This is a genomic window from Streptomyces showdoensis (assembly GCF_039535475.1).
Lineage (GTDB): Bacteria > Actinomycetota > Actinomycetes > Streptomycetales > Streptomycetaceae > Streptomyces > Streptomyces showdoensis.
This window is the reverse complement of the sequence record NZ_BAAAXG010000027.1, coordinates 1-22,365: the sequence shown is the minus strand read 5'-3', so window position 1 is coordinate 22,365 and position 22,365 is coordinate 1. Positions and strand designations below refer to the sequence as shown.

Below are 22,365 nucleotides of genomic sequence, written 5' to 3'. Positions count from 1 at the left end.
ACTCCTCGGGGCTCAGCGGGCGGTGGCGGTGAAGTCGGCGAAGCCGCTCGGGTCGTGGCGGCCGAAGGAGCCGTGCTCGAAGATGCCGTACCCGGTGTGCCCGTCGAGGGTGAAGCGGGCGGCGTGGTCGGTGACCCCGTACGCGGCCATGGGGTGGGCCGTCGGGTCGGAGAGGTCGTAGACGCGCCGGTCCGTCCAGTTCCGGCCCTGCCAGCTGCCGTGCTGCCAGTCGGTGGCGGGCGGGTACCCGGCGCCGACGGCGAGCGGGGAGGAGGCGAGGATCTCGACGCCGATCTCCAGCGGCTTGCCGGCCGGGTCGGCGAGGTGGACGACGGCCCGCTCGGGGTCGCGGGTGCCGGGGCGGTAGGTGATCTCGGTGCGCGGCCAGCCGAGCTGGGTGTCACGCCGCCCGTTCCGCACCAGCAGGGCCTCGTTCAGGGTGCGGTAGCCGTCGGCGTCCTCCTGGGCGATGACCATGAGGAAGCGGTCCTCGAAGCGCATGGGTATCCAGAGCCAGTGGAACCCTTCGGGGCGGAACTCGTCGGCGCGGCCGGGCTCCTCGCCGGGCAGCGGACGCACGCCCCAGCTGCGGTCCCGGGTGCCGGTCCACTCCCCCGCGGTGACGGCGAACTCCTCGCCGCCCGCGCGGATGGTGCCGGTGGCGTGGCCCGCCTGCACGAAGCGGCGGCCCTCCAGGGTGAGCCGGTCGCCGCGGCGCTGGGTGTGGTGGGGCTCCCAGACGGCGGGGAAGTCCCCGGTCCAGGTGAGGTCGAAGGAGAGCCCCTCGGGGTCGTCCGGGTCGGGCGCGCAGTGCAGGGTCAGCCGGCGCAGCGGTGCGTCGACGGTGATCCGGAGCGGGCCGACGGAGAGGTCCATCCGGTCGTCGCCGAGGGCGTCGGAGGCGCGGACCGCGTGCAGCCGGTCGCCGGTGCGCAGGGTCGCGTAGGCGTCGACGACCCCGGTGTTGGGGTAGACGCCGAGGCCGGCGATGAGCAGGGCGCGGCCCTCGTGGTCGAAGACGTGGAAGATGCACCGGTCGTAGACGTTCCGGTCACCGCTGACGTGGTGCTTCATGGAGAGCGGCGCCTGGTGCACGGGGTACTCGTCGAGCGCGACGGGCCGGTCGTCTGACACGTGTTACCTCCTGGGCGGCGAGCGGGAATTGACGGTACGTCAGAAACCGCGCCGGGGACCAGAGCCGTGCACCGCCGAGACGCCCGGGGACCTTTCGAACTCCCGCTCGCCACGACCCGGCGGTGACCGCCGGCACGGCCGGGGCGTTGGTCCCGGCATGACCACGCTGTATACGACACCCAGCGGATACGGCCGGCACCGCCAGTCCGAGCCGCACTTTGAAGAATCGGTTCAGCACGCGGTTCCGCACCCGGTTCCACACCCGGCTCCGGCACCGTCGACCGCGCCCGTGCCCGTGCCGCACCCGGTGCCTCCGCCGCACCCCGCGGACCCGCCCATCTACCAGGCGGTGCTCGACCTCTGGGCCAGCCACGGCCGGACCCTCCCGGGCCACCGCGACCAGGAGTGGACCCGGCTCGCCGCGGGACCGGTCTGGGCGGACCGCACGGTGCGCGTCAGCGGGACTCTGGTCCGGCAAGGTGACGCGCGATGACCAGGCGCTGGATCTGGTTGGTGCCCTCGACGATCTGGAGCACCTTCGCCTCGCGCATGAACCGCTCGACGGGGAAGTCCGCGGTGTAGCCGTAGCCGCCGAGCACCTGCACCGCGTCCGTCGTGACCCGCATCGCCGCGTCCGAGCAGAACAGCTTCGCCATCGCCGCCCGCTGCGAGAAGGGCCGGCCCTCGTCGCGCAGCCGCGCCGCCTCCAGATAGAGGGCGCGGCCCGCCTCGATCCGGGTCGCCATGTCCGCGAGCAGGAAACGCAGCCCCTGGAAGTCGGCGATCGGGTGCCCGAACTGGCGTCGCTCGCGCGCGTACGCGACGGCCGCGTCCAGCGCCGCCTGGGCCAGGCCCACCGCGCAGGCCGCGATGCCGAGGCGCCCGGAGTCCAGCGCGGCCAGCGCGATCGTGAAGCCCTCCCCCTCGGCGCCGATCCGGCCTGCGTCGGGGACGCGGACGCCGTCGAGGTGCACCTGCGCGGTGGGCGAGCCCTTCATCCCCATCTTCCGCTCCGGCGCGGCGGCGCTCAGCCCCGCGGCGTCCCCCGGCACCAGGAACGCGGTGATGCCCTTCGGCCCCTCCCCGCCGGTGCGGGCGAGGACCGTGTAGAAGTCGGCGATCCCGCCGTGGGTGATCCACGCCTTGGTGCCGTCGATCACCCACTCCTCCCCGTCCCTGACCGCCCGGGTGCGCAGGGCGGCCGCGTCCGAGCCGGAGGCCGGCTCGGAGAGGCAGTAGGCACCGAGCAGTCCCCCGCCGAGCATCGCGGGCAGCCGGGCGGCGCGCTGCTCCTCGGTGCCGAAGGCCGCGAGGGCGTGGCAGGACAGGCTGTGCACGCTGACCCCGAGGGCCACGGTGAGCCGGGCGGCGGCGAGCTCCTCCAGGACCTGGAGGTAGACGGTGTACGGCTGGTCCCCGCCGCCGTACGCGGAGTCGTACGGGAGGCCGAGCAGGCCGGAGGCGGAGAGCAGCGAGAAGAGCTCGCGCGGGAAGCGGCCCGCCGCCTCCTCCTCGGCGGCACGGGGCGTGATCTCCCGCTCGGCGATCTCCCGGACCAGGGCGATCAGCTCCCGGGCCTCCTCGGTGGGCAGCCGGCGTTCCACGGACTGCGGGGCGTGGTCGGGCATGGCGGCGCGCTCCTCCCTCTCGGGCGTTCGTCACTGCCGATGCTGCCCCCGCGCGGGGCGGGGCGCGCGGGGAGCGGGCGCGGCGGGAGGAGTATGCCCGCGGAGCGGGCCCGGTTCACGCGGTCGCGGGCGTTGACTCCCGTACCGTCCCTGCCTACGCTCCGCAGCTCACCCGCGTACGGGAGGGAGGGCGGCGATGCGCACCACCGCACCGCTCCGGCTCGTGCTGCCGCTCGTCGTCTGCGGCGGCGTCCTGCTGCTCGTCCAGCCCGGGCCGCCGGCCGCCCTGGCGGCCCTGGGCCTCACCGGGCTCACGGGCGCGGGCGCCGGCCTCACACTGCTCGCGGCCGGGGTGCTGCTGTGGCGGTGGCCGCCCACCCCGGCCAGGACGGCCCGGCACACCGCCGTACTGGCGGCGCTGTCGGTCGCGGCGACCTGGCTGGGCGGCTATCCGGCGGGCGTGGTCCTGGGGGCCCTGGCGGTCGCGATCGGCCTGGGCCGGTTCACATCAGGCCGGCCTGGGTGACGAACAGGGCGAGGACGACCACCAGGGTCCAGCCGAGCAGGTGCTCCAGGATCTCGGGGCCGTCTTCCTTGGGTCCGCCGGTGCGCGCGCGGAGGCGGGCGGCGGCGTGGGAGGTCGCGCTCATGCGGACCACCTTGCCAGCGGGCGGCGGCCGGGGGTAGAGACGTACGTCACCGTGCCCGGCGGCCACCCGGTCCGGAGCGCCCGCCGCCGAGGACGCCGAGGGCCTTGCGGGGCACGGCATCCGGGCGTTCGGCTAGGCGGCCCGGCGGGCCGCGCATGTGCCGGAGACCACGTCGCCGGTCGCGGGACGGCAGGGGTCCGGCGGGTGCGCGGCCGACGACAGCAGCCGCCGAGGGCGGGTGCACCTGCCCGCGCCCGCCCCATCGACTCGCCGGAAATCAGGCGACTACTCTTCTTTCCTCAGCAAGATCTGGACCCTCGAAGGAAATTGCGGATCGTCCACGACAACCGAACAGACCACAGAGCCACGGAATCCCGTGAACCGCAGGCGAGCATGGTCGTTCGGGTCTTGCAGGACGAGCCACCCCGACGGGCACAGGAGCGAGGTCTCGAAGAGATTCACAGGCAGCGAGACAGGCGGAGTCGACTTCCACACCTCGCACGCGACAGGACCGTCGACAGCGGCTTGCACCCCGAAGATGAGCGAACTGCCTGCGCTGTACCAGTGGCTCGACGTCGGATCCCAGTCGCTGACGTCGTCGTCACTTCCCGCATCCCGCAAGATCAGGCATCCGTGCTCGATCTTCGCCAGGAATGAGACGACGGGGTTATCGGCTACCATCCCTTGTTGCTCTTTCCTTGTGACAGTTGCGAAACGACCCCGCCCTGAATCCTGGCACATTCCAGGCAGTGCGGATAAGCCGTCTGAGGAGTTCCGAGATCGATGAGACTGGTCGGTGGCTGGTGATCGGGAATCCAATCACCAGCCTTGGTACCAGGCACTTTGGTGCCGCACGTGTGGCAGCCGTGCGCGTTCCCTGATTCGTTGATCATTTCTCGCACGCCAGGCGCCTCGATGTCACCGTTCTCCAGGGCTACACCCTCTCGGGCGTGCGGACCGGCCCCGAGCGTCAGATCGCACTTCTGACCAGGCGTTGCATTGTGAACGAGTACCGAAGCCTCGCCCGCCCGCACATAGTACGTATGCAGATCCTCCACCGTGAGGTTGTGGACCCGCTTCTGCTGGGTCCACGCGCGGACGGCGGTCACCTGGGTGGAGGAGCCGTTGCCGGTCCGCAGCAGGGTCCCGGGGAGGATCTCCTTGGCGTAGACCCACTTGCCCAGTTCGGGCGCCCAGAAGGGGTGGCCGGCCGTCGCGACGACCTTGCCCGGGGCGCCGTCGGGGTGGGTGACGGTGATCTCCACCAGGTGCTTCTCGCCCTCACCGGTAATGAGCGCCGTGACCGTGCGCGGTCCGCTCTCCCCGGTCACCGGGTCGGTCGCGGTGACCTCGTCGCCGACGCGCACCTGGGCTATCGGTTTCCGGGTGCCGTCGGCCATCACGACCTCGGTGTCCGGGGTGAAGCTGTTGCCGGTGCCGCAGCCCCCCGCCCCGCTGTCGGCCGGTTTCGGGGCGGGAGGGCTGTCCGCCGCCTTCGGCACGGGCGGGGTGTCGGCCGCCTTGGCCGTCTTCGACGCGTCGGCCGCGTTGTTGGCGGTCTTGGCCGCCTGGGCCATGTCGATCGCCTTGTTGCTGTACTTGGCCGCGTTCGCCGCGTATCCCGCGCCGGGGATCGCTGAGGCCGCCGAGAGGCCCGCGTTGACGTAGTCGCCCTCGACGGCGTACCAGCCGGCGTTCGCCAGGTCCGCCGCCTCGCCGACGACCGGCACCATGCCGACGACGTCGAGCGTCGTGTGGCCGATCGTCTTCCAGGACGGCATCTTCGGCCACTTGCCGGTCGGGTCGGCCAGCTTGACCGGGTTGCCGTGGGCGTACGTGTAGGCGGCGAGGTTGCGCGGCTCGGCGATGCCGCCCGCCATGTCGCCGTCGAGGTAGTCGGGCAGCGCCGGGTCGGTGCTCGCCCACAGCTGGGTCCGCGGGTTGTAGTAGCGGGCTCCGTAGTAGTACAGCCCGGTCTCGGCGTCGAGCTCCTTGCCGGTGAACTGGTAGGGCGTGTCCGCCTGTCCGGTCCGCTCCTCCACCCAGGTCTCCCCGTACGGGAAGTACTCCAGGTGCTCGGTGACCACGCCCCGCTGGTCGGTTACGTAGCCGGAGGAGCCGATGTGGTCGGCGTGGAAGAACTGCTGGGCCTCCTCGGGGCCGGTGGTCTCGACGGCCTTGGTGGCTACGCGTCCGTCGCCGACGAAGACGTGCTTGTAGCCGGTGGTGTCGCGCTCGCTGTAGTAGCGGTTCGGGTAGAGGGAGAGCCCCTCCTCGCTCCGCTTGACGAGGCGGTCGCCCTTGTCGTCGTAGACGTAGGAGACGGTGGCGCCGGCGCAGCCGCTCGGGTCCTGCGCGAGGGTGCCGGTCGCCGTGTCCTGGGTGCAGACCAGGCGGTTCTCCTCGTCCCACACGTACTGCCGACGCTTGCCGGCGCCGGCCGTGTTGACCGTGCCGGTCAGGTTGCCGTTGGCGTCGTAGGCATGGGTGACCGGACCGACCTTGCTCGGGGCATGCGGTCGGGCGCCGTCGTAGGTGTACGCGTAGGCGTAGGTGGTCCGGTCCTGGACGTCGCCCGTGTTGGACGGGTCCTCGACGGGTTCGATCGGCCCGGCCCCACCGCCTCCGGCCGGGAAGGCCGGGGTGCCGCCGGTGACCTCGTGGGTCTGCGTCTTGCTCGTGGTGTTGTGGAGCGAGTCGTAGGCCAGGCTCAGGGTGTACGTGTTGACCGCGTCGTTCTTGTCCGTGTACCGGCCGGACGCGGAGGTGAGCCGGTACTGGTCGTCGTACCCGTAGGTCTGGGTGCTCGGGCCGCCGATGTCCCCGCCCCGCGGCGCGTCGTTCACCAGCGAGGTGACGTTGCCGATCCTGTCGTACGTGTAGCCCAGGTTCTGGAAAGCGGTCCCGCCCGGCGCCACGGACCTCAGCGCCGCGAGCCGGCGGTCCTCCGCGTCGTAGGTGTAGGTGGTGCGCACCCCGTTGCCGGTCTGCTGGAGGATCTTCTGGCCGAACTTGTCGTAGTCGAGCCGGTCCAGGTAGGTATAGCCGGTGCCGTTCTTGGACCCGGTGGCCCGGGCGACCTGGCCGCCCGAGTCGTAGTCGTAGGTGAGGACCTCGCCGTCGGGATAGGTCATCTCCAGCACGCGGTTGAAGGCGTCGTAGCGCCACGCCGTGGTGTAGGTGCGGGGGGCGTCGCGGACCGCGGTGATCGTGCGGGTCTCCTCGACCACCTCGCCCAGCGCCCCGTAGGCGCGCTTCACCGTTCCCGCCGCGTCGTGGACCTCGGTGATGCGCGAGGCAGCGTTGTGCGGAGCGCCGGGGGCCCCGTACACGTAGGAGACGTCGTTCGCCGGGAACGTCGGGTAGCGGACGGCCTTGAGCCGCGAGTACTCGTAGTCGTACTCGACGGCCCCGCCCACGGCCCGCAGGTTCGCGGTGGTCTTCGACGTGACGTTCCCGGCGAGGTCGTAGCGGGTCTCGGAGCGCCCGGCGTCCGGGCTCTCGAAGGAGACGCGGCGCCCCAGCCCGTCGTAGCCGGCGCGGGTGACGTTGTTCTTGTCGTCGGTGATCGTCGTGACCTGGCCCGTGGGGTCGTACGCGTAGCTGGTCCAGATCTCCGAGGAGCCGCTGAATTCCTTCACCGCGGTGACCGCACCCCGGACGTCGGTGTAGGTGCGGCGCTCCTTGCCGTTGCCGTCGGTCACCGTGCGCTCGAAGCGGGGCGTGCCCGCCCGATCCCCGCCGAAGCCGTAGCGGGTGCTGGTGGCGACGCCGTCCGGTTGCACGGTCCTGACCGACCGGTCCAGGACGTCGAAGGTGTCCTTGGTGGGCGCCACGGAATCGAAGGAGGCGTTGAACGCGGTGTTCGCTGCCCCCTTCGGCTCGGTCACCGGGTAGTACTTCTCCACGGCACGGCCCAGGTGGTCGAACCTGAGCCGGCCCGAGACCGTCATGACCTGCGCGGGGGCGGCCCCCGGCGAGGCGGACACCGAGGCGTCCTTCTTGGTCTGCAGGACGCGCTTGAGGCCGTCGCTGAAGGTGACGGTGTCGATGGTGTCGTCGCGCACTCCCGAGGCGGCGCGGTCGAGGTGCTGGGTCGTGGCGTACGGGACGGTCGCCTCGGGGTGGTAGCCGAAGGTAATCGTGGCCCGGTCGCCGTCCTTCTCGTAGGGCCCTGTCACCCGCTCGAGCCGACCCACGCTGTCGTAGGCCATCCGGAGCGGCTGCCCGTTCTGGTCGGTGTTCCGCTCCGGCAGGCCGTACTTGAGGTTGTACGCCGTGGTAGAGCGGTAGCCGAAGCTGTCCTCGACGGACTCGATGTGGACGCCGACGGTCGTGTCGTAGCCGTACTCCAGCGTGTAGCGCTGCCCGCGGGCGTTGGCCGGGCCGGTCACCGACTTCAGGTTCCCGTCCGGGTGGTACGCGAGGTCGGAGACGGCCGCCGTGTCGTCGTCGAGGTACTCGCGCGACTGGCGCACGGCACCGGTCGCGCAGTCCACGGTGGACTCGCGGTGGCGCAGCAGCGCGCCGCCGGCCGCGGCCTTCTGCCGGATCGCGTCGGCGATGCCGACGAGGTGCCGGTCACGGCACCGCGGGTCCGAGCCGGTGTAGGCGTAGACGGTCTCCACGTCGTCCGCAGTGCCCTCGTCGCCCGCGTCGAAGGTGCGGACGACGTTGCCGTAGGCGTCGTAGGAGAGCTCGGTGAAGGTGGACTTCCCCCCGCCGGCCCCACCTTCGAAGTGTCTCTCCTCGATACGGACGAGCTGCGGGAAGACGGTGGCGGTCCGGCTCTTCGGGTCGGCCTCCCCGTCCGTGTCGGTGTCGAGCAGCCGGTACGTGTTCAGGGTCTCGCGGTACGGGTGGCCGGCGCCGTCCTCGGTCAGCGAGCGGGTGAGCAGGCCGCGGCCCGCGTATCCGTCGGTGCGGTACTCCTCGGTCACCGTGCGGCGGACGGCGTCGCCCGCCCCGGGGTCGCGGTCCTCGGTCACCACGCGGCCGAAGCCGAGGAACTCGCGCTCCAGCCGGTCGTAACGGCCCTGCTCGTAGCGGAAGGTGGTCAGGCGCGTGTCGGCGCCGTCACCCGCGAGCCCGTCGAACACCGCGGTGCGGGACAGGACCCACCGGCTCTCCTGCATCTCGGCTGTGTTGCCTGTGCGGGTGTAGTCCAGGTCGATCCGCGCACCCATCGGGCGGGACACCGTGCGGAGGAGGTTGGTGCGCCCGGTCTTGTTGGCGGCGACGAGGAGCTCGTCGTCGCGGGTCGACCTGACGTGGTCGGCGAGGCCGTCGCCGTTGACGTCGCGCAGCCCGGTCTCGGCCCGGCTGATGCCGGTGGACACGTTGGCGCCGGGGTTGAAGACGAAGACGCCGACGGGGGTGGGCAGGCCGACGGTGAAGTAGACCCCGCCGCTGAGACTGGCGTTCTTGTCGACGGCGATCTCGGGGAAGCCGCCGCGGAACGGGGTGGGCGCCGTGAAGCCGGTGCCGGTGTTGATCGCGACCTTGATCGGGTTGGCCCCGTCGGTGAACACGCGGTCGGTGAGGCCGTCGCCGTTGACGTCCATCATGCTCGCGTTGGTGTACGAGGTTCCCAGTTCGGCGGAGACGCCGCCCGCGAAGCCGTAGCGGTCGACGTTGAAGCCGAGGTTGACGCCGGCGTTGCGGGTGGACGCGTCGTTGATCGGTCCGGCCGGCCAGGGTTCGCGGGCGGCGAAGGAGTAGCCGAGGTTCAGCTGGACGTCGCCGTTGGCGAACACCTTGTCCGGCAGCCCGTCCCCGTTGATGTCCATCAGCTCGACGCGGACGTCGGACTCGCCGCCGCCGAGGCTGCCGCCGATCCCGAGCGACGGCTGGACCGAGCCGGTGGTGGCGGTGTTGGCGCTGGTGCCCGCGTCGGGCGCGGCCATGCCGAGGGCGCTGGCGACGGTGGCGGTCTCGCTGCCCGCGGAGAGCGACACGTTGCCGGAGACGTTGTCCGCCTCGCGGACGTTGCCGCCGAGGGTGCCGCGCGTGGCGCCGAGCGCGCCGTTCATGTCGGAGTACTGGATCTCCTTGGCGCCCACGACGTCGGGGTAGCCGTCGCCGTTGAGGTCGAGGTAGTCGACCGAGCCGGCCGTGATGCCGCCGACCACGGTGCCGCCGAACGGGCCCGCCGCGAGGGTGGCCGACACCTGGCCGGTGACTCCGCGGCGCATCACCGTGCGGTCGCCTGCCACGTCGGCGTCGGTGACGATGTCGATGGTGTCCGCGCCGAGGCGGGAGCTGGTCGCCATCGCGGCGGTGATCCAGGAGGACTGGTCCTGGGCGGCCCAGCCGCCCTTGGCGGGAACGGGGGCGAACACCGCGAGCCGCGGCATGGTGAGCCGGGGGTTCGCGGCGAAGGGGGCGACGTCCGCTTCCTTGGGCTCCTTGGGCAGTGCGTCCTTGAAGCTCTGGTCCAGCGTGAGTTCGGCCTGCTTGAGCGGCTGGGTGGCACGCTCCCGGTTGCCCTGGTAGCCGATCACGCCCCAGCCGCGGTAGGGCTGGGCGAAGGCGCCCTGCCCGACGGAGCCGTGCATGGCGCTGGGCGCCGGGGTGAACGTCGGCCAGCCCGAGGTCACGTCGTAGGTGACCGAAGCGGACTGGTCGACGAGCGTGCCGAGCAGTCCGGTGTCCGTCGTGGAGTAGTCGATGTAGAGCTCGTCCCCGGCGGTGACCGGTACCGTCAGGTCGAGGTTCGTGCTGCCGAAGTAGGTGTCCTTGGCCTGGAAAATCCGCTTGCCGAGCAGCTGCCCGCCGCGCTTCTTCACGGTGAACGCGATCTTGGCGTCACCGTTGAGCCCGAAGTTGAGGGAGATCTTCGGCCGCACCTTCAACTGGCCCGTCTTGGTGGCCTTGTAGGACTGCTGCGGCGCGGTGAGGGTGTCCGCGGGGAACATGCTCAGGTCATACGGCGGCTCGATCACCAGCGTGGGCCGACCGGCGGCGTCGACGACCGACTCGACCCCCTGCGCGGCCGTGTAGTGCGCCTTAGGGGCCCAGCTCACCGCGGAGGTGTCGATCGGGGAGTCGGTCTTCAGCTTCCACGACATCTTCTCGAACGTGCTGACCGGGATGCTGAGGTCTATCGCCGTGGTGCCGGTCGACGCGGCGGGCAGGACCTTGCGGTACACCTCCGTGGGGGTGTGGACGCCGTTGCCCTTCTCGATCACGACGGTCACGTCGTCCGAGGTTGCCTTGGACTTGACCACGTCACCGGTAAGCCGCAGCGTGCCGGTCACCGGTACGGTCACCAGGGAGGGCCTGCCGCCGTAGGTGAAGTCGGCGGACGCGCGGAAGACGGTGCTCGCCAGCCCGTTCGCGTCCGTGCCGGCCGGCAGGTCGGTGTAGGTGACCTGCGGGTCCCAGGCCACGGTGTCGTACTTGCCGTCCAGGATGGACTGGGTGCGGAAGTAGAGCGCGTCACCCTTCTTCACCGGGACCGAGGCCACGTTGCCCGGGGTGAACTCGGTGTGGTCGTCGGGGCCGATCCGCTGGGCCCAGAGTTCGGTGTCCTTGTGCTGGACGGTGACCCGCACGCCGTCGGCCTTGGTGTAGGCCGCCCGCGCGGGCGAGGGGTCCTGGGTCAGCTGTACGCGGCCGTCCACGCGGACGTTGCCGTCGTACGGCGCGACCCAGCGGCGCACGGTGTCGAGGAGCGGCGAGTTGTCCACCTGCTGGTTGAACTGCGCGGTCTGGTCGCCCACGATCTGACCGGTCACCGCGCCACCCCCGACCGGGACCGGGGTGCGGGTGGAGTCCGCGCTGTAGGCGGGCTGCCCCTTCTCGTCCAGGTAACCGAACAGCACGCCGCCGTTGTTCACCAGGTCGGTGATGCCGTCGCCGTTGACGTCGCTGAAGAACCGGTCCGAGGTGGTCGTCGTGCCCACGAAGTCCAGCTGGGCCGAGGTGGTGAGGACGTACGACTCGACGCCGATGGTGCCGGACAGCGTGCGCTCGGTCGAGATCCCAGGCAGGCCGGTGAGCTTGACGGGCGTGTCGCCGAACTTCGGCTCACCGCCCGGCTTGGCGAGGTTGGGCCGGTAGAAGACCTCGTTGTTCTTCCGGAACACCTTGTCCGGCAGGTTGTCGCCGTTCACGTCGGCCAGCGCCGACAGGCCGTCGGACTGGCCGGCGTTGAACCCGACCTTCAGCCCGACGGAGCCCTCCTTGGTCGTGAGCCCCTGGATGTTGTAGCCGGCGAACAGGTGGGCGCCGAAACCGGCCGAGGTGTTCGCCGAGATCGCGCTGGCCTCGCCCTCGCGGATGTTCACCCCGAGGTCGTCGTCCGGCACCGACCAACCCGCGGCGGTGGCGAAGGCGTTGTAATTTCCCGACGCGTCGCGCACGTCGTCGAAGTAGTCGAACGTGTGCGTGTTGAACAGCCGGTTGTCCTCGCCGAACTGCGACACCGACTGGAGCAGCGTCTTGGCGAACGCCCCGGTCCGGTAGTTCAGCTCGTAGGCGCGGATCAGCTGCTCGTCCAGCTTGACCTCGACGCGCCGCAGCAGGTCGGCGGTGACCTTCTTGAACCCGTACTTGGCGTCGATCCGCACGTCCGGCCTGCGTGGCTCGCCGCGCTCGCGGTCCCGGACGAACGTCACCGAGTACCTGCCGTCGGTGTCGCCGCGGCCGGTGTAGGTGATCTTCTGCGGGTACAGCTCACTGCCGGCCACCGTGGCGCCCGTGGTGCCGCCGTCGGCCACCTTGGCGTAGCGGTAGCGCATGACGTTGTCATGACCGTCGCGTTTCTCCCGCGCCGCCCAGATGGCGACGCGGCCCTTGCCGTCGGCCAGTGTGCTGTCGGCGGTGCCGCCGAAGACGGTGCGGACACCCTGCTTGTCGGTGACCTCCCACCAGTAGTTCGACGGGCTGTCTCCGTGGCGCACGATCCGCTCGAACCGTCCCTCCACCCGGGAGCGGAACACCTTCTCCGCCGTGCGCGCCTTCAACTCGCCCCGGTGGGCCACCGGGTTCAGCTGCTCTCCGTCGAGCAGGTAGGTCTCGGTTTCCAGCCCCTCGTCGTAGCGCGGCACGCCCCACCGCGTGTCGACGGAGACCACCGGGGTGGCGAGGTCCCAGCCGACGCCGAGCCACCCGTCGGACCCCGAGGAGTTGTAGGTCACGGCCAGACTGGGCTCCAGGCCGGCGCGGCCCTTCGGCACCTCCAGCGGGTACGACAGCCGCGCGTCGCCGTTGTGGGCGGCCGACGGCGCCTCGATGAGGTTCACCCCGGAGCCGGGGTCGGCCGCCTTGATGTCCTTGATCTGGTTCGGGTTGAACGATGTGCCCTCAGGCCCCTCGGGCCCGGTGACCGCCGACCCGGCGTCCGGCACCGACGCCGCGGCGCCGCGCAGTTGTCCGGGCGAGCTCAGCCCGGTCATGGTGAGCACCACGGCCAGGAGGACGGTCACCCCCGCCCTTCTGCGGACCACGCGCTGGACAGTCATCGAAAGCCCCCCGAACCGCCGGACGTCCCCGGAGCACGGGTCGTACGACGGCCCCCGCCCCCTTCCTACCGAACGGTAAGTCGCAAGCCGGTTCGTTCGTACAGGCTTTCTGGACAAGAGCGGGCCGCGAGGTCACGATCCGGAAACGGGCCTCCGGCGGGCGCGGAGGGGCCGGGAGCGGGGCCGTCGGGGCCTCGGCACGACCGCGGCCCCTCGCCCTCTCAGACCAGTCCCAGCTCCCGCAGCGCGCGCCGCTGGGCCGTCGTCGTCCGGTCCGGCCAGTACAGGTAGCAGACCCCGCCGGTACCGCTTCTGACCTTCCCGTTCGCGTCGTACCGCTTGGTCCGCAGCCAGATGTTCTCCCACTCGCGCCGCGGGTAGACCCGCCGGACGGCCTCGTTGTCCGGGGACGCGGGGTCGTTGGCGATCACGTCGCCGTCGGCGGTGAAGCCGATCACGGTCATCAGGTGGCCCGAGGTGCCGTAGCCGGCGCCGGTGAGCTCCTCCTTGCGGAAGGACTGGGACGTGATGGCCGGGATGCCCGCGCGGATCAGGGTCTCCAGGTCGGTGAGCGAGCGCAGCCGGGTCACCACCGCGTTCATGTCGCGGTAGCCGGCGGCGTAGGCGGCGTTGAAGGGCCAGTTGCCGCAGCCCTCGTACTGGTAGTCGTAGGTGAAGCGGGCGGCGTGGCAGACCTGGGGGTCGGCGTAGTCCGGGTTCACCCAGGCGAGGTCCTCGGGGGCGGGCCCGCGCCCCCAGTACTCGACGATCATCTGCGAGGAGGTGGGGCTGCACCAGGCCTCGCCGCCGTTGTCGTACTCGGGGTACTGGCCGACGTGGACGTTCTGCGAGTAGCGCGGGACGGTCAGCTCGTGGTCGAGGCCGGGCACCGAGGCGGGCACGGTGAAGCGGTCGGGGATGTCCGAGGCCATCGCGCCGAGCCGCCGGACCGTGGGCGTCAGGCTCGTCCCGGGCGCCCGGTAGAGGGTGAGGCGCAGGCGGTACGAGACGAGCCGGAGGCCGCTCGCCGGGTCGTCCACGGAGAAGGTGTCGGTCCAGACGGAGGCCTTGCCGTCGGTCTGGCCGTCGACGGAGGTGCGCCGGACGTCGGCGTCCCCGGACGCCCAGCGGCCCATCACGAACCACGGCGTCTCCGTGCCGTCGCCGTACGTGCCGCGCAGCTCGACCTGGAGCCAGGTGCCGGCCGGGGTGTCGGCGTTCCAGGAGGCGATGACCTCGGTGGCGGGCACGGTGGAGGTGTGGGTGGGCGAGGTCCAGCTCGCGTGTTCCCAGGTGCTCGTCCGGCCGGTGTGCGGGTCGGTGTAGTCGGTGCGGCCCACCGGGGTACCGATGACCAGGCCGGGGCGGCGCCCGGACACGGCCCGGGTGCCGTCCAGGGTGCCGCAGCGCCAGTCGGTGTACGTGTTCCAGAAGCGGTTGTCGACGAGTCCGGGCGCGGGGGCGTGCCCCCGGGCGTCGGCGCGGTCGTCGGCGCCCGACGCGGGCCCGGCGGCCCGGGCGGCGGTGGCGGGAGCCGCGGAGGCGGGCGCGGCACCGGCCGCGGCCGTGCCGGCGGCGGCCGCGAGGGCCGCGGCGAGGACCGCCCTGCGCGGGGTGGGGGCGGATGCGGATCCGGAGGGCACGGGCGGCAGGGGCGGCACGGACGGAGTCGGTGGCACGGACGGCATGGGCGGGTCCCCCAGTCGAGAACGAGGCGGACGAACGGGGCTGCGGGCCCACTATCCCGGCTCGCGTCCGTCTTCGGCCAGCGATTCGACGCGTGCCGCCCGAGCAATATTGGTCTCTACCACTGGCGCCCCTCGCCGCGCTGACCTGCGGGCTCGCCTACCCTGGGGCCATGACCGACCTCGACCACGCGGCCGCCGCGCTGCGCCGGCTGCCGCCCTCGTGCGGACCGGTGCGGCTCGTCGCGGTGGACGGGCACGCCGGCTCCGGCAAGTCCACGCTGGCCGCCCGCCTCTCGGCGGCGCTGGGCTCCGCGCCCGTGCTCCACCTCGACGACCTCGCCACCCACGAGGAGCTCTTCGAGTGGACCGGCCGGATGCTCGCCGAGGTGGTCGAGCCGCTCGCCCGCGGAGAGGAGGCGCGCTACCGCCCGTACGACTGGCATCTGCGCGCCTTCGGTCCGGCCCGCGCCCTGGCGCCGGAGCCGGTGGTGCTCGTGGAGGGCGTGGGGGCCGGGCGGCGGGCGCTGCGGCCGTTCCTGGCGCGGCTGCTGTGGATGGAGCGCGGCCCCGAGGACTCCTGGGTGCGCGGCCGGCACCGCGACGGTCCGGGGCTCTCCGCCTTCTGGGACGGCTGGACCGTGGCGGAGACTCGCCACTTCGCCGAGGACCCCTCCCGGCCCTTCGCCGACACCCTGGTGCGGGAGCGCGAGGAGGGTTACGAGTGGCTCGCAGGGCCCTCTGTGACAGCGAGTCCGAACCAGATCATCACCCACCGTGATGACCCCTTGGCTGCGAACTGAGTGGGCGGAAGTCCACTTCCGCAAGTGCCCCAACTCCGCTTGACCCAAGGGGCGTACAGGTCTTACGTTCTGAATGTGCGGCTTTCCGAAGTCGCCGCAGACGCGAAGCCCCCGGTTGTTCCCCCGTGATCGGGGGCTTCGTTCTGCCCTTCCCCTTACCCTGGGTCACCACCGCTGAGCTGCCGACGGATCGCGTCGGATCCCGGTGGATCGGCTCCTTCTCCCCCATCACGCACCCCCTGCGCAGGTACGATGCCCCTCGGTGCGGTCAATTCCCGTCCACGTGATGACGGTTGTGGGGGACCCGATGGACTTCGGCACACAGGGCGCGCACGCCCCCGCCGAGCTCGCCTGGCTGCGCGGCGTCGACGCCTACACGATGGGCGCCTATCCGCAGGCCGAGGAGGAGTTCCGTACGGCGGTGCGCATCGATCCCGGCATGGCCGACGGCTGGCTCGGCCTGCACGCGCTGCGGGTCGACACCACCACCGCCCTGCTGCGGATGTACCGCAACCGCGAGCGGTTCGGCGAGCAGCGGACGCGGCACCGCAGGACCCTCAACTCCTGGTACTGGCTGGGCTGGTGGGTGCAGCCGGTGCTGGAGAGCCCGCGGGACCTGCTGCTCGCGCACGCCTCGCACTGGCTCGACGGCCGGCACGTGCCCGAGCTCGACCGGGCGCTCGCCGGGCTGCCGCCGGTCGACACCGACCCGCAGGTCCGCTTCCTGCACGCCTGCCGCTCGTACCTGGTCAAGGACTGGGAGCAGCTGGTGCGGCACACCGAGCCGCTGGTCGACGACCCGCTGCTCGGCATCGAGGCGGGGCTGTTCGGAGGCATGGCCCGGGTGCGGATGGAGATGTACGGGCAGGCCGAACCGCTGCTGTCGGCGGCCCTCATGCGCTGCCGCAGCGAGCAGCCGCAGCGCAAGGAGCTGCGCTACTGGCTGGCCCGGGCCCACGAGGGCACCGGCCGGACCGCCGCCGCGCTGCCGCTGTACCGCGCGGTGCACCGGATCGACCCCGCCTTCATGGACACGGCCGCGCGTCTCACGGCCATCGCCGAGTACGACGGCTTCGACGGGCCGGACGACCCGGCCGGGCTCGCCCCGGTCGCGCTGGGCGGACTCGGCCAGGACGCGATGGACGCCGTGGACTCCGTACAGGCGGATCCGGAGACCCTGGGCGGGGACGGTCTGCTGCTCAAACCGGGTGCCGTGCCGCCGCCCGCGCCGCCCGCGCCCCCGGAGCCGCCGGACTTCGTCCGACAGAAGGCGGCCGTCCCGCCGCAGCCCGTGCCGCCCCGCTTCCCGGCCAGCCCCACCGACCCGGCGCTGCTCGCCGAGGCCCTGTCCGAGCTGGAGCGCATGGTCGGGATGGAACCCGTCAAGCGCCAGGTGAAGGCCCTCTCGGCACAGCTGGAGATGGCCCGGCTGCGGGCCGGCCAGGGCCTGCCGGTCCAGCCCCCGAAACGTCACTTCGTCTTCTCCGGCCCCTCCGGCACCGGGAAGACCACCGTCGCCCGCATCCTCGGCCGGGTCTTCTACGCACTCGGGCTGCTCGGCGGCGACCACCTCGTGGAGGCCCAACGGGCCGACCTGGTCGGCGAGTTCCTGGGGCAGACCGCGGTCAAGGCCAACGAGCTGATCGACTCGGCGGTCGGCGGGGTGCTCTTCGTGGACGAGGCCTACTCGCTCTCCAACTCCGGCTACAGCAAGGGCGACGCCTACGGCGACGAGGCCCTCCAGGTGCTCCTCAAGCGCGCCGAGGACAACCGCGACCACCTCGTGGTGATCCTCGCCGGCTACCCCGAGGGCATGGACCGGCTGCTCGCCGCCAACCCCGGGCTGTCCTCGCGGTTCACCACCCGGGTGGACTTCCCCTCGTACCGCCCGCTGGAGCTCACCGCCATCGGCGAGGTCCTGGCCGCCGCCAACGGGGACGGCTGGGACGACGAGGCCCTGGACGAGCTCCGCTCGATCAGCGCGCACGTCGTCGACCAGGGCTGGATCGACGAGCTCGGCAACGGACGCTTCCTGCGCACCCTGTACGAGAAGTCCTGCGCCTACCGGGACCTGCGGCTCTCCGGCTATCCGGCCACGCCGACCCGCGAGGACCTGGCCACCCTGCGCCTCCCGGACCTGATGCAGGCCTACGGCGAGGTCCTGTCGGGCCGCGGTCCGGTCGACCGCGGCCCGCAGGAGCCTCCGGGGATCTAGGCCCGGCCCTCCGGGATCAGGCCCGGCCCTCCGGATCAGGCCCGGGCGGTCCGTCCGGGCACCGCCCCCACGAGCGCCTCGGGCCGGCGCTCCGGCCGGGGCGCCGGGGCCACCCGGTGGGCCGGGTCCCGGACCTCGCCCACCAGCATCTCCAGGACGTCCTCCAGCGCGACGAGCCCCAGCACCCGGCCGGAGGCGTCCGCCACCTGCGCCAGGTGCGTGGCGGCCCGGCGCATCACGGTGAGCGCGTCGTCCAGCGGGAGCTCGGCCCGCAGCGTGGCCATCGGCCGCCAGACCTGCTGCGGCACCGCGCGTTCCCGGTCCTCCAGGTCCAGGACGTCCTTCACGTGCACGAAGCCCATGAAGGTGCCCCGGCCCCCGGACACCGGGAAGCGGGAGTAGCCGGTGCGGACGGTCAGCTCCTCGATCTCGCGCGGGGTCACCGACGGGGAGACCGTCACCAGCGAGGCCGAGGGGATCAGGACGTCGGTGACGGGGCGGGTGCCCAGCTCCAGGGCGTCCTCCAGGCGCTCCTGCTCGGCCGGGTCGAGCAGCCCGGCCTGGCCGGCGTCCTCGACCAGCCGGCCGAGCTGCGCCCGGGTGAAGACCGCCTCCACCTCGTCCTTCGGCTCCACGTGGAAGGCCTTGAGGACGAGCCGGGCGCAGGCGCCGAGGGCGCTGGTCACCGGGCGGCAGAGCCGGGCGAAGCCGACCAGCCCGGGGCCCAGCCACAGCGCGGTCCGCTCGGGATCGGCCATCGCCAGGTTCTTCGGGACCATCTCGCCGATGACGAGGTGGAGGAAGACCACCGCGGCGAGCGCGAACACGTACCCGAGGGGGTGGATCAGGCCCTCCGGCACGCCCACCGCGTGGAAGACCGGTTCGAGCAGCCGGGCCACGGTCGGCTCGGCGACCGCGCCCAGGGTGAGCGAGCAGACGGTGATGCCGAACTGGGCGGCGGCCATCATCTGCGGCAGGTTCTCCAGGCCGTACAGGACCTGGCGGGCTCGGGAGCCGCCGAGCGGCTCGATCTGGCTGCGGCGCACGGAGACGAGGGCGAACTCGGCACCGACGAAGAAGCCGTTGGCCAGGACGAGGAGCACGGCGAACAGCAGCGGGAGCAGGCTCATCGGGACGCCTCCGCGCCGACGGGCACCGGGGCGGTGCGCGTGATGCGCACCCGTTCGGCGCGGTAGCGGTCCACCTGGCGCACCGAGAGCCGCCAGCCGGGGAGTTCGGCCCGGTCGCCCGGGGCGGGGATCCGCCCGAGGAGATCGGCGACGAGCCCGGCGACCGTCTCGTACGGCCCGTCGGGCACGTCGAGTCCTATCCGGTGCAGGGTGTGCACCCGGCAGGAGCCGTCGGCCTCCCAGGCCGGCTGGCCGTCCTCCGAGGGGACGGCGGCCAGTTCGGGCCGTTCGTCGGCGGCGGTGTCGTGCTCGTCGCGCACCTCGCCGACGAGCTCCTCGACGATGTCCTCCAGGGTGACCACCCCGGCGGTGCCGCCGTACTCGTCGACGACGACCGCGATCGGCTGCTCGCGGCGCAGCCGCTCCAGGAGCGCCTGGGCGGGCAGCGACTCGGGGACGAGCAGCGGCGGGACGGCGATCCGGCCCACGGGGACCCGGTGCCGCTCGTGCGGGACGACGGCGAGGGCGTCCTTGAGGTGGACCATGCCGACGATCTCGTCGATCCGCTCGCGGTAGACGGGGAAGCGGGACAGGCCGGTGGCCCGGGTGAGGTTGAGGACGTCGGCCGCGGTGGCGTCCGACTGCAGGGCGCTCATCTTCACCCGCGGGGTCATCACCTGTTCGGCGGTGAGCCCGCCGAGCGACAGGGTCCGCACGAAGAGGTCGGCGGTGTCCTGTTCGAGGGCGCCGGCCAGGGCCGAGTGCCGGGCGAGGGAGACCAGCTCCCCGGGGGTGCGGACCGAGTCGAGCTCGTCGGTGGGTTCCACGCCGAACAGCCGGACCAGCCGGTTGGCGACCCGGTTGAGCAGGGCGATCACCGGCCGGAACAGCGAGGAGAAGACGTGCTGCGGTCCGGCGACGAAGCGGGCCACCTGGAGCGGCCGGGAGACCGCCCAGTTCTTGGGGACGAGCTCGCCGACCACCATCTGGACGGCGGAGGCCAGCAGCATGCCGACGACCACCGCGATGCCGGAGACGGCCCCCGCGGGGAGCCCGGTCGCGCTGAGCGGCCCGTCGAGCAGCCGGGCGAGCGCGGGCTCGGCGAGCATGCCGGTGACGAGCGAGGTGATGGTGATGCCGAGCTGGGTGCCGGAGAGCTGGAAGGACAGCTCGCGCAGCGCCTTGACGACGGTGCGGGCCCGCCGGTCGCCTTCGGCCGCGGCCCGTTCGGCCTCGGGACGTTCCACGGTGACGAGGCCGAACTCGGCCGCCACGAAGAAGCCGTTGGCGAGGATCAGCAGGAAGGCTGCGGCGAGCAGCAGGAGCGAGACGATCATGCCGCCGCCTCGGGTGAGGGGGCGGCGCAGGTACTACCGGACGATCCGTCCATTGCCGGAGGGAGTCACTCCTCGGGTCGAAGGGCTGCCCCGCGGGCCGCCGGCGGGCGGCCCTGCACGTGCGAGGCGGCGGTGCCGCTCGGCACCGCCGCCTCAAGAGTAGTCACGCCCGTGCCGCCGGGGGCAGGGGGTCGGCCCCGTATGGGGGACGCGACCGGGTGTCAGGACGTCTCGCTGCCGCTCCCGTGGCTGTCGGCGAGGGCGCGCAGCGCGCGGGCGTCGCGGATCGCCGACTCCTTGGCGATCCCGGGCTGGATGCCGAGGGCGGGCATGCTGGTGCCGTCGCTCAGGTCGAGGAAGACCCAGGGGTCGCCGGGGCGCAGGTTGACCTTGAGGATCTCGGCCCACGCGAGTCGGCGCGTCCGGGTGATGTTGACGACCGTGACGCCCTGCGCGTCGGCGACGACCTTGGGGCGGCTCAGCAGCACCAGGACGCCCAGGAAGAGCGCGGCGGTGAAGACGAAGCTGGCCCGCTCCCCCGGTCCGAGCTTCTCCAGCATCATCCCGACGGTGGTGATGACGACGAACATCGCCACCCCGACGGTCAGCAGCACGATCCGGGTGCGGGCGGGCCGGAAGGTGACCGGGAGGGCGGATGCGGTGGACTCGGACATGCGGGTTCCTTGCGCGGTTCCTGCGGGCACCCCTGTCGGACGCCCGCCGGCGGTCGGGGTCAGAGGCGGCAGGCGTGGATGGCCGTGGTGAGGATGGCACGGGCGCCCAGCTCGTACAGGTCGTCCATGACCTTCTGCGCCTCCTTGGCGGGGACCATGGCGCGGACCGCGACCCAGCCCTCGTTGTGCAGCGGCGAGACGGTGGGCGACTCCAGGCCGGGGGTGAGGGCGACGGCCTGCTCCAGGTGCTCGGCGCGGCAGTCGTAGTCCATCATCACGTACGAGCGGGCGACCAGGACGCCCTGGAGGCGGCGCAGGAACTGCTGGACCTTCGGGTCGTCGGTCGGTGCGCCGGTGCGGCGGATGACGGTGGCCTCGGAGGTGAGGATCGGCTCGCCGATGACCTCCAGGCCCGCGTTGCGCAGGCTGGTGCCGGTCTCGACGACGTCCGCGATGATCTGGGCGACGCCCAGCTGGATCGCGGTCTCGACGGCGCCGTCGAGGTGCACGACGGAGGCGTCGACGCCCTGCTCGGCGAGGTGCTTGGCGACGATGCCCTCGTAGGAGGTGGCGATCGTCATCCCCTGGAAGTCCTCGGGGCCGTTCGCGGTGCCCGGGCGGGTGGCGTAACGGAAGGTGGACCGGCCGAAGTTCAGCGGCAGGATCTCTCGGCGTTGGCGCCGGAGTCCAGGAGCAGGTCGCGGCCGGTGATGCCGATGTCGAGCCGGCCGGACGCCACGTAGATCGCGATGTCCTTCGGGCGGAGGTAGAAGAACTCCACCTCGTTGTCCGGGTCGACGACGACGAGTTCCTTGGACTCCTTGCGCTGCCGGTAGCCCGCCTCATGGAGCATTGCCATCGCAGGTCCGGAGAGAGAACCCTTGTTGGGGACGGCGATGCGCAGCATGGGACGGGCTTCCTTTGCCTCAGGTGTAAGGGAGTGTTTCGGTGCTCGAGCCTACGGGACGGACTCGGAGCTGAGGAAGCGTCACGAATCGATGATCGACAGCCTCGGCAACATGGGCGCGGCCTATATCGACGACCTCAACTACTCCACCTACGGATCGGCGGCAGCGGTGAGAACACGGATCGCGACAAGTTGTTCCGGCTGAGCAGTGACGGAAAGGATCACACGGATTTCGGCCAGGTCGAGAGTCTGCGATTCATGACGGCCGTGGCCGGGGACGAGGGCGCCTACAGGAGCATGTCCGCAGCGCAGCAGGTCTTCGAAGCGAGTGGGCTCAAGGCGATGAGCGGAGACCGAGCCGAAGGGCTCGAGTTCGCGCACAATGCCACCAAGATGCACGGGATCCTCGACGAATCGCGCATCAACCAGATCGCTCAGGACTTCAAGGACGACGAGGACCAGCGCAATCTCGAACTGGAGCAGCAGGCCGAGTGGCGCAAGACGGGGGTCAGCTCGGGTGTGGCGGCCGTTGTGGGCGTCGGATCTGCCGTGGTGCTCGGGCCGGCCGCAGGCCTTGTCGCTGTCACCGCGGTTCCCCTGGTCATGGAAGCCGTGGGCTCGTCGATCGACACGGCCTACGCCACTGACACGTTGCAGTACCTCAAGGACAACGAGTACGACAACGACGACGAGGCACTGAACGACATCGAGGGAACGCGGCAGGCCGGCAAGAGG

General features: G+C 71.9%; 11 protein-coding genes and 2 pseudogenes. 4 read left to right on the top strand and 9 right to left on the bottom strand.

Annotated elements, in window-relative coordinates:
* Positions 1-12: 12 nt before the first annotated feature.
* Both ABD981_RS32940 and ABD981_RS32935 read right to left on the bottom strand, forming a co-directional pair.
* Positions 13-1,134 (bottom strand): Rv3169 family protein, encoded by a 1,122-nt coding sequence (locus ABD981_RS32940; protein ID WP_046907424.1) that lies wholly within the window; start codon positions 1,132-1,134, stop codon positions 13-15.
* 455 nt (positions 1,135-1,589) lie between these two features.
* Positions 1,590-2,762 carry an acyl-CoA dehydrogenase family protein gene (locus ABD981_RS32935; RefSeq protein WP_046907426.1) on the bottom strand — a complete coding sequence of 391 codons (1,173 nt, stop codon included), beginning with the start codon at positions 2,760-2,762 and terminating at the stop codon, positions 1,590-1,592.
* A gap of 196 nt (positions 2,763-2,958) precedes the next feature.
* Here ABD981_RS32935 and ABD981_RS32930 point away from each other — a divergent pair, with 196 nt between their 5' ends.
* Entirely contained in the window at positions 2,959-3,288 is a 330-nt protein-coding gene (locus tag ABD981_RS32930) for a hypothetical protein (RefSeq protein WP_123954406.1), read from the top strand.
* On the opposite strand, the gene ABD981_RS32925 is transcribed toward ABD981_RS32930, so the two are convergent.
* The 3 genes from ABD981_RS32925 to ABD981_RS32915 all read right to left on the bottom strand — a co-directional run bounded on the left by ABD981_RS32925 (position 3,266) and on the right by ABD981_RS32915 (position 14,522).
* Entirely contained in the window at positions 3,266-3,412 is a 147-nt protein-coding gene (locus ABD981_RS32925; protein ID WP_123954407.1) for an SCO1431 family membrane protein, read from the bottom strand. The genes ABD981_RS32930 and ABD981_RS32925 overlap by 23 nt on opposite strands.
* Before the next feature lie 674 nt (positions 3,413-4,086).
* Positions 4,087-12,879, bottom strand: coding sequence for a SpvB/TcaC N-terminal domain-containing protein (locus ABD981_RS32920; RefSeq protein ID WP_123954408.1), 8,793 nt, complete (start codon positions 12,877-12,879; stop codon positions 4,087-4,089).
* Between the two features lie 221 nt (positions 12,880-13,100).
* A complete protein-coding gene (locus ABD981_RS32915; RefSeq protein ID WP_046907523.1) occupies positions 13,101-14,522 on the bottom strand; it encodes a peptidase C39 family protein in 1,422 nt (473 codons plus the stop codon).
* 215 nt (positions 14,523-14,737) lie between these two features.
* Between ABD981_RS32915 and ABD981_RS32910 the strand changes: the two genes are divergently transcribed.
* On the top strand, positions 14,738-15,367 hold the full coding sequence (locus tag ABD981_RS32910; RefSeq protein WP_046907429.1) for a uridine kinase family protein: 630 nt from the start codon (positions 14,738-14,740) through the stop codon (positions 15,365-15,367).
* A gap of 307 nt (positions 15,368-15,674) precedes the next feature.
* A complete protein-coding gene (locus tag ABD981_RS32905) occupies positions 15,675-17,582 on the top strand; it encodes an AAA family ATPase (RefSeq protein ID WP_046907430.1) in 1,908 nt (635 codons plus the stop codon).
* A gap of 35 nt (positions 17,583-17,617) precedes the next feature.
* Here the strand turns inward: ABD981_RS32905 and ABD981_RS32900 are convergent, their stop codons facing one another.
* The 4 genes and pseudogenes from ABD981_RS32900 to hisG all read right to left on the bottom strand — a co-directional run bounded on the left by ABD981_RS32900 (position 17,618) and on the right by hisG (position 21,630).
* Complete coding sequence (locus tag ABD981_RS32900; RefSeq protein WP_046907431.1) at positions 17,618-18,712, bottom strand: hemolysin family protein; 1,095 nt, start codon at positions 18,710-18,712, stop codon at positions 17,618-17,620.
* Positions 18,709-20,049 (bottom strand): hemolysin family protein, encoded by a 1,341-nt coding sequence (locus ABD981_RS32895; RefSeq protein WP_046907432.1) that lies wholly within the window; start codon positions 20,047-20,049, stop codon positions 18,709-18,711. Before ABD981_RS32895 ends, ABD981_RS32900 begins: the two co-directional genes overlap by 4 nt.
* A 221-nt stretch (positions 20,050-20,270) precedes the next feature.
* Complete coding sequence (locus ABD981_RS32890) at positions 20,271-20,723, bottom strand: PH domain-containing protein (RefSeq protein ID WP_046907433.1); 453 nt, start codon at positions 20,721-20,723, stop codon at positions 20,271-20,273.
* A 59-nt stretch (positions 20,724-20,782) separates the two neighbouring features.
* A pseudogene (gene hisG, locus ABD981_RS32885) lies at positions 20,783-21,630 on the bottom strand (ATP phosphoribosyltransferase).
* 297 nt (positions 21,631-21,927) lie between these two features.
* On the opposite strand from hisG, the pseudogene ABD981_RS32880 reads away from it, so the two are divergent.
* Positions 21,928-22,365: pseudogene (locus ABD981_RS32880) on the top strand (hypothetical protein); the annotation flags it as partial.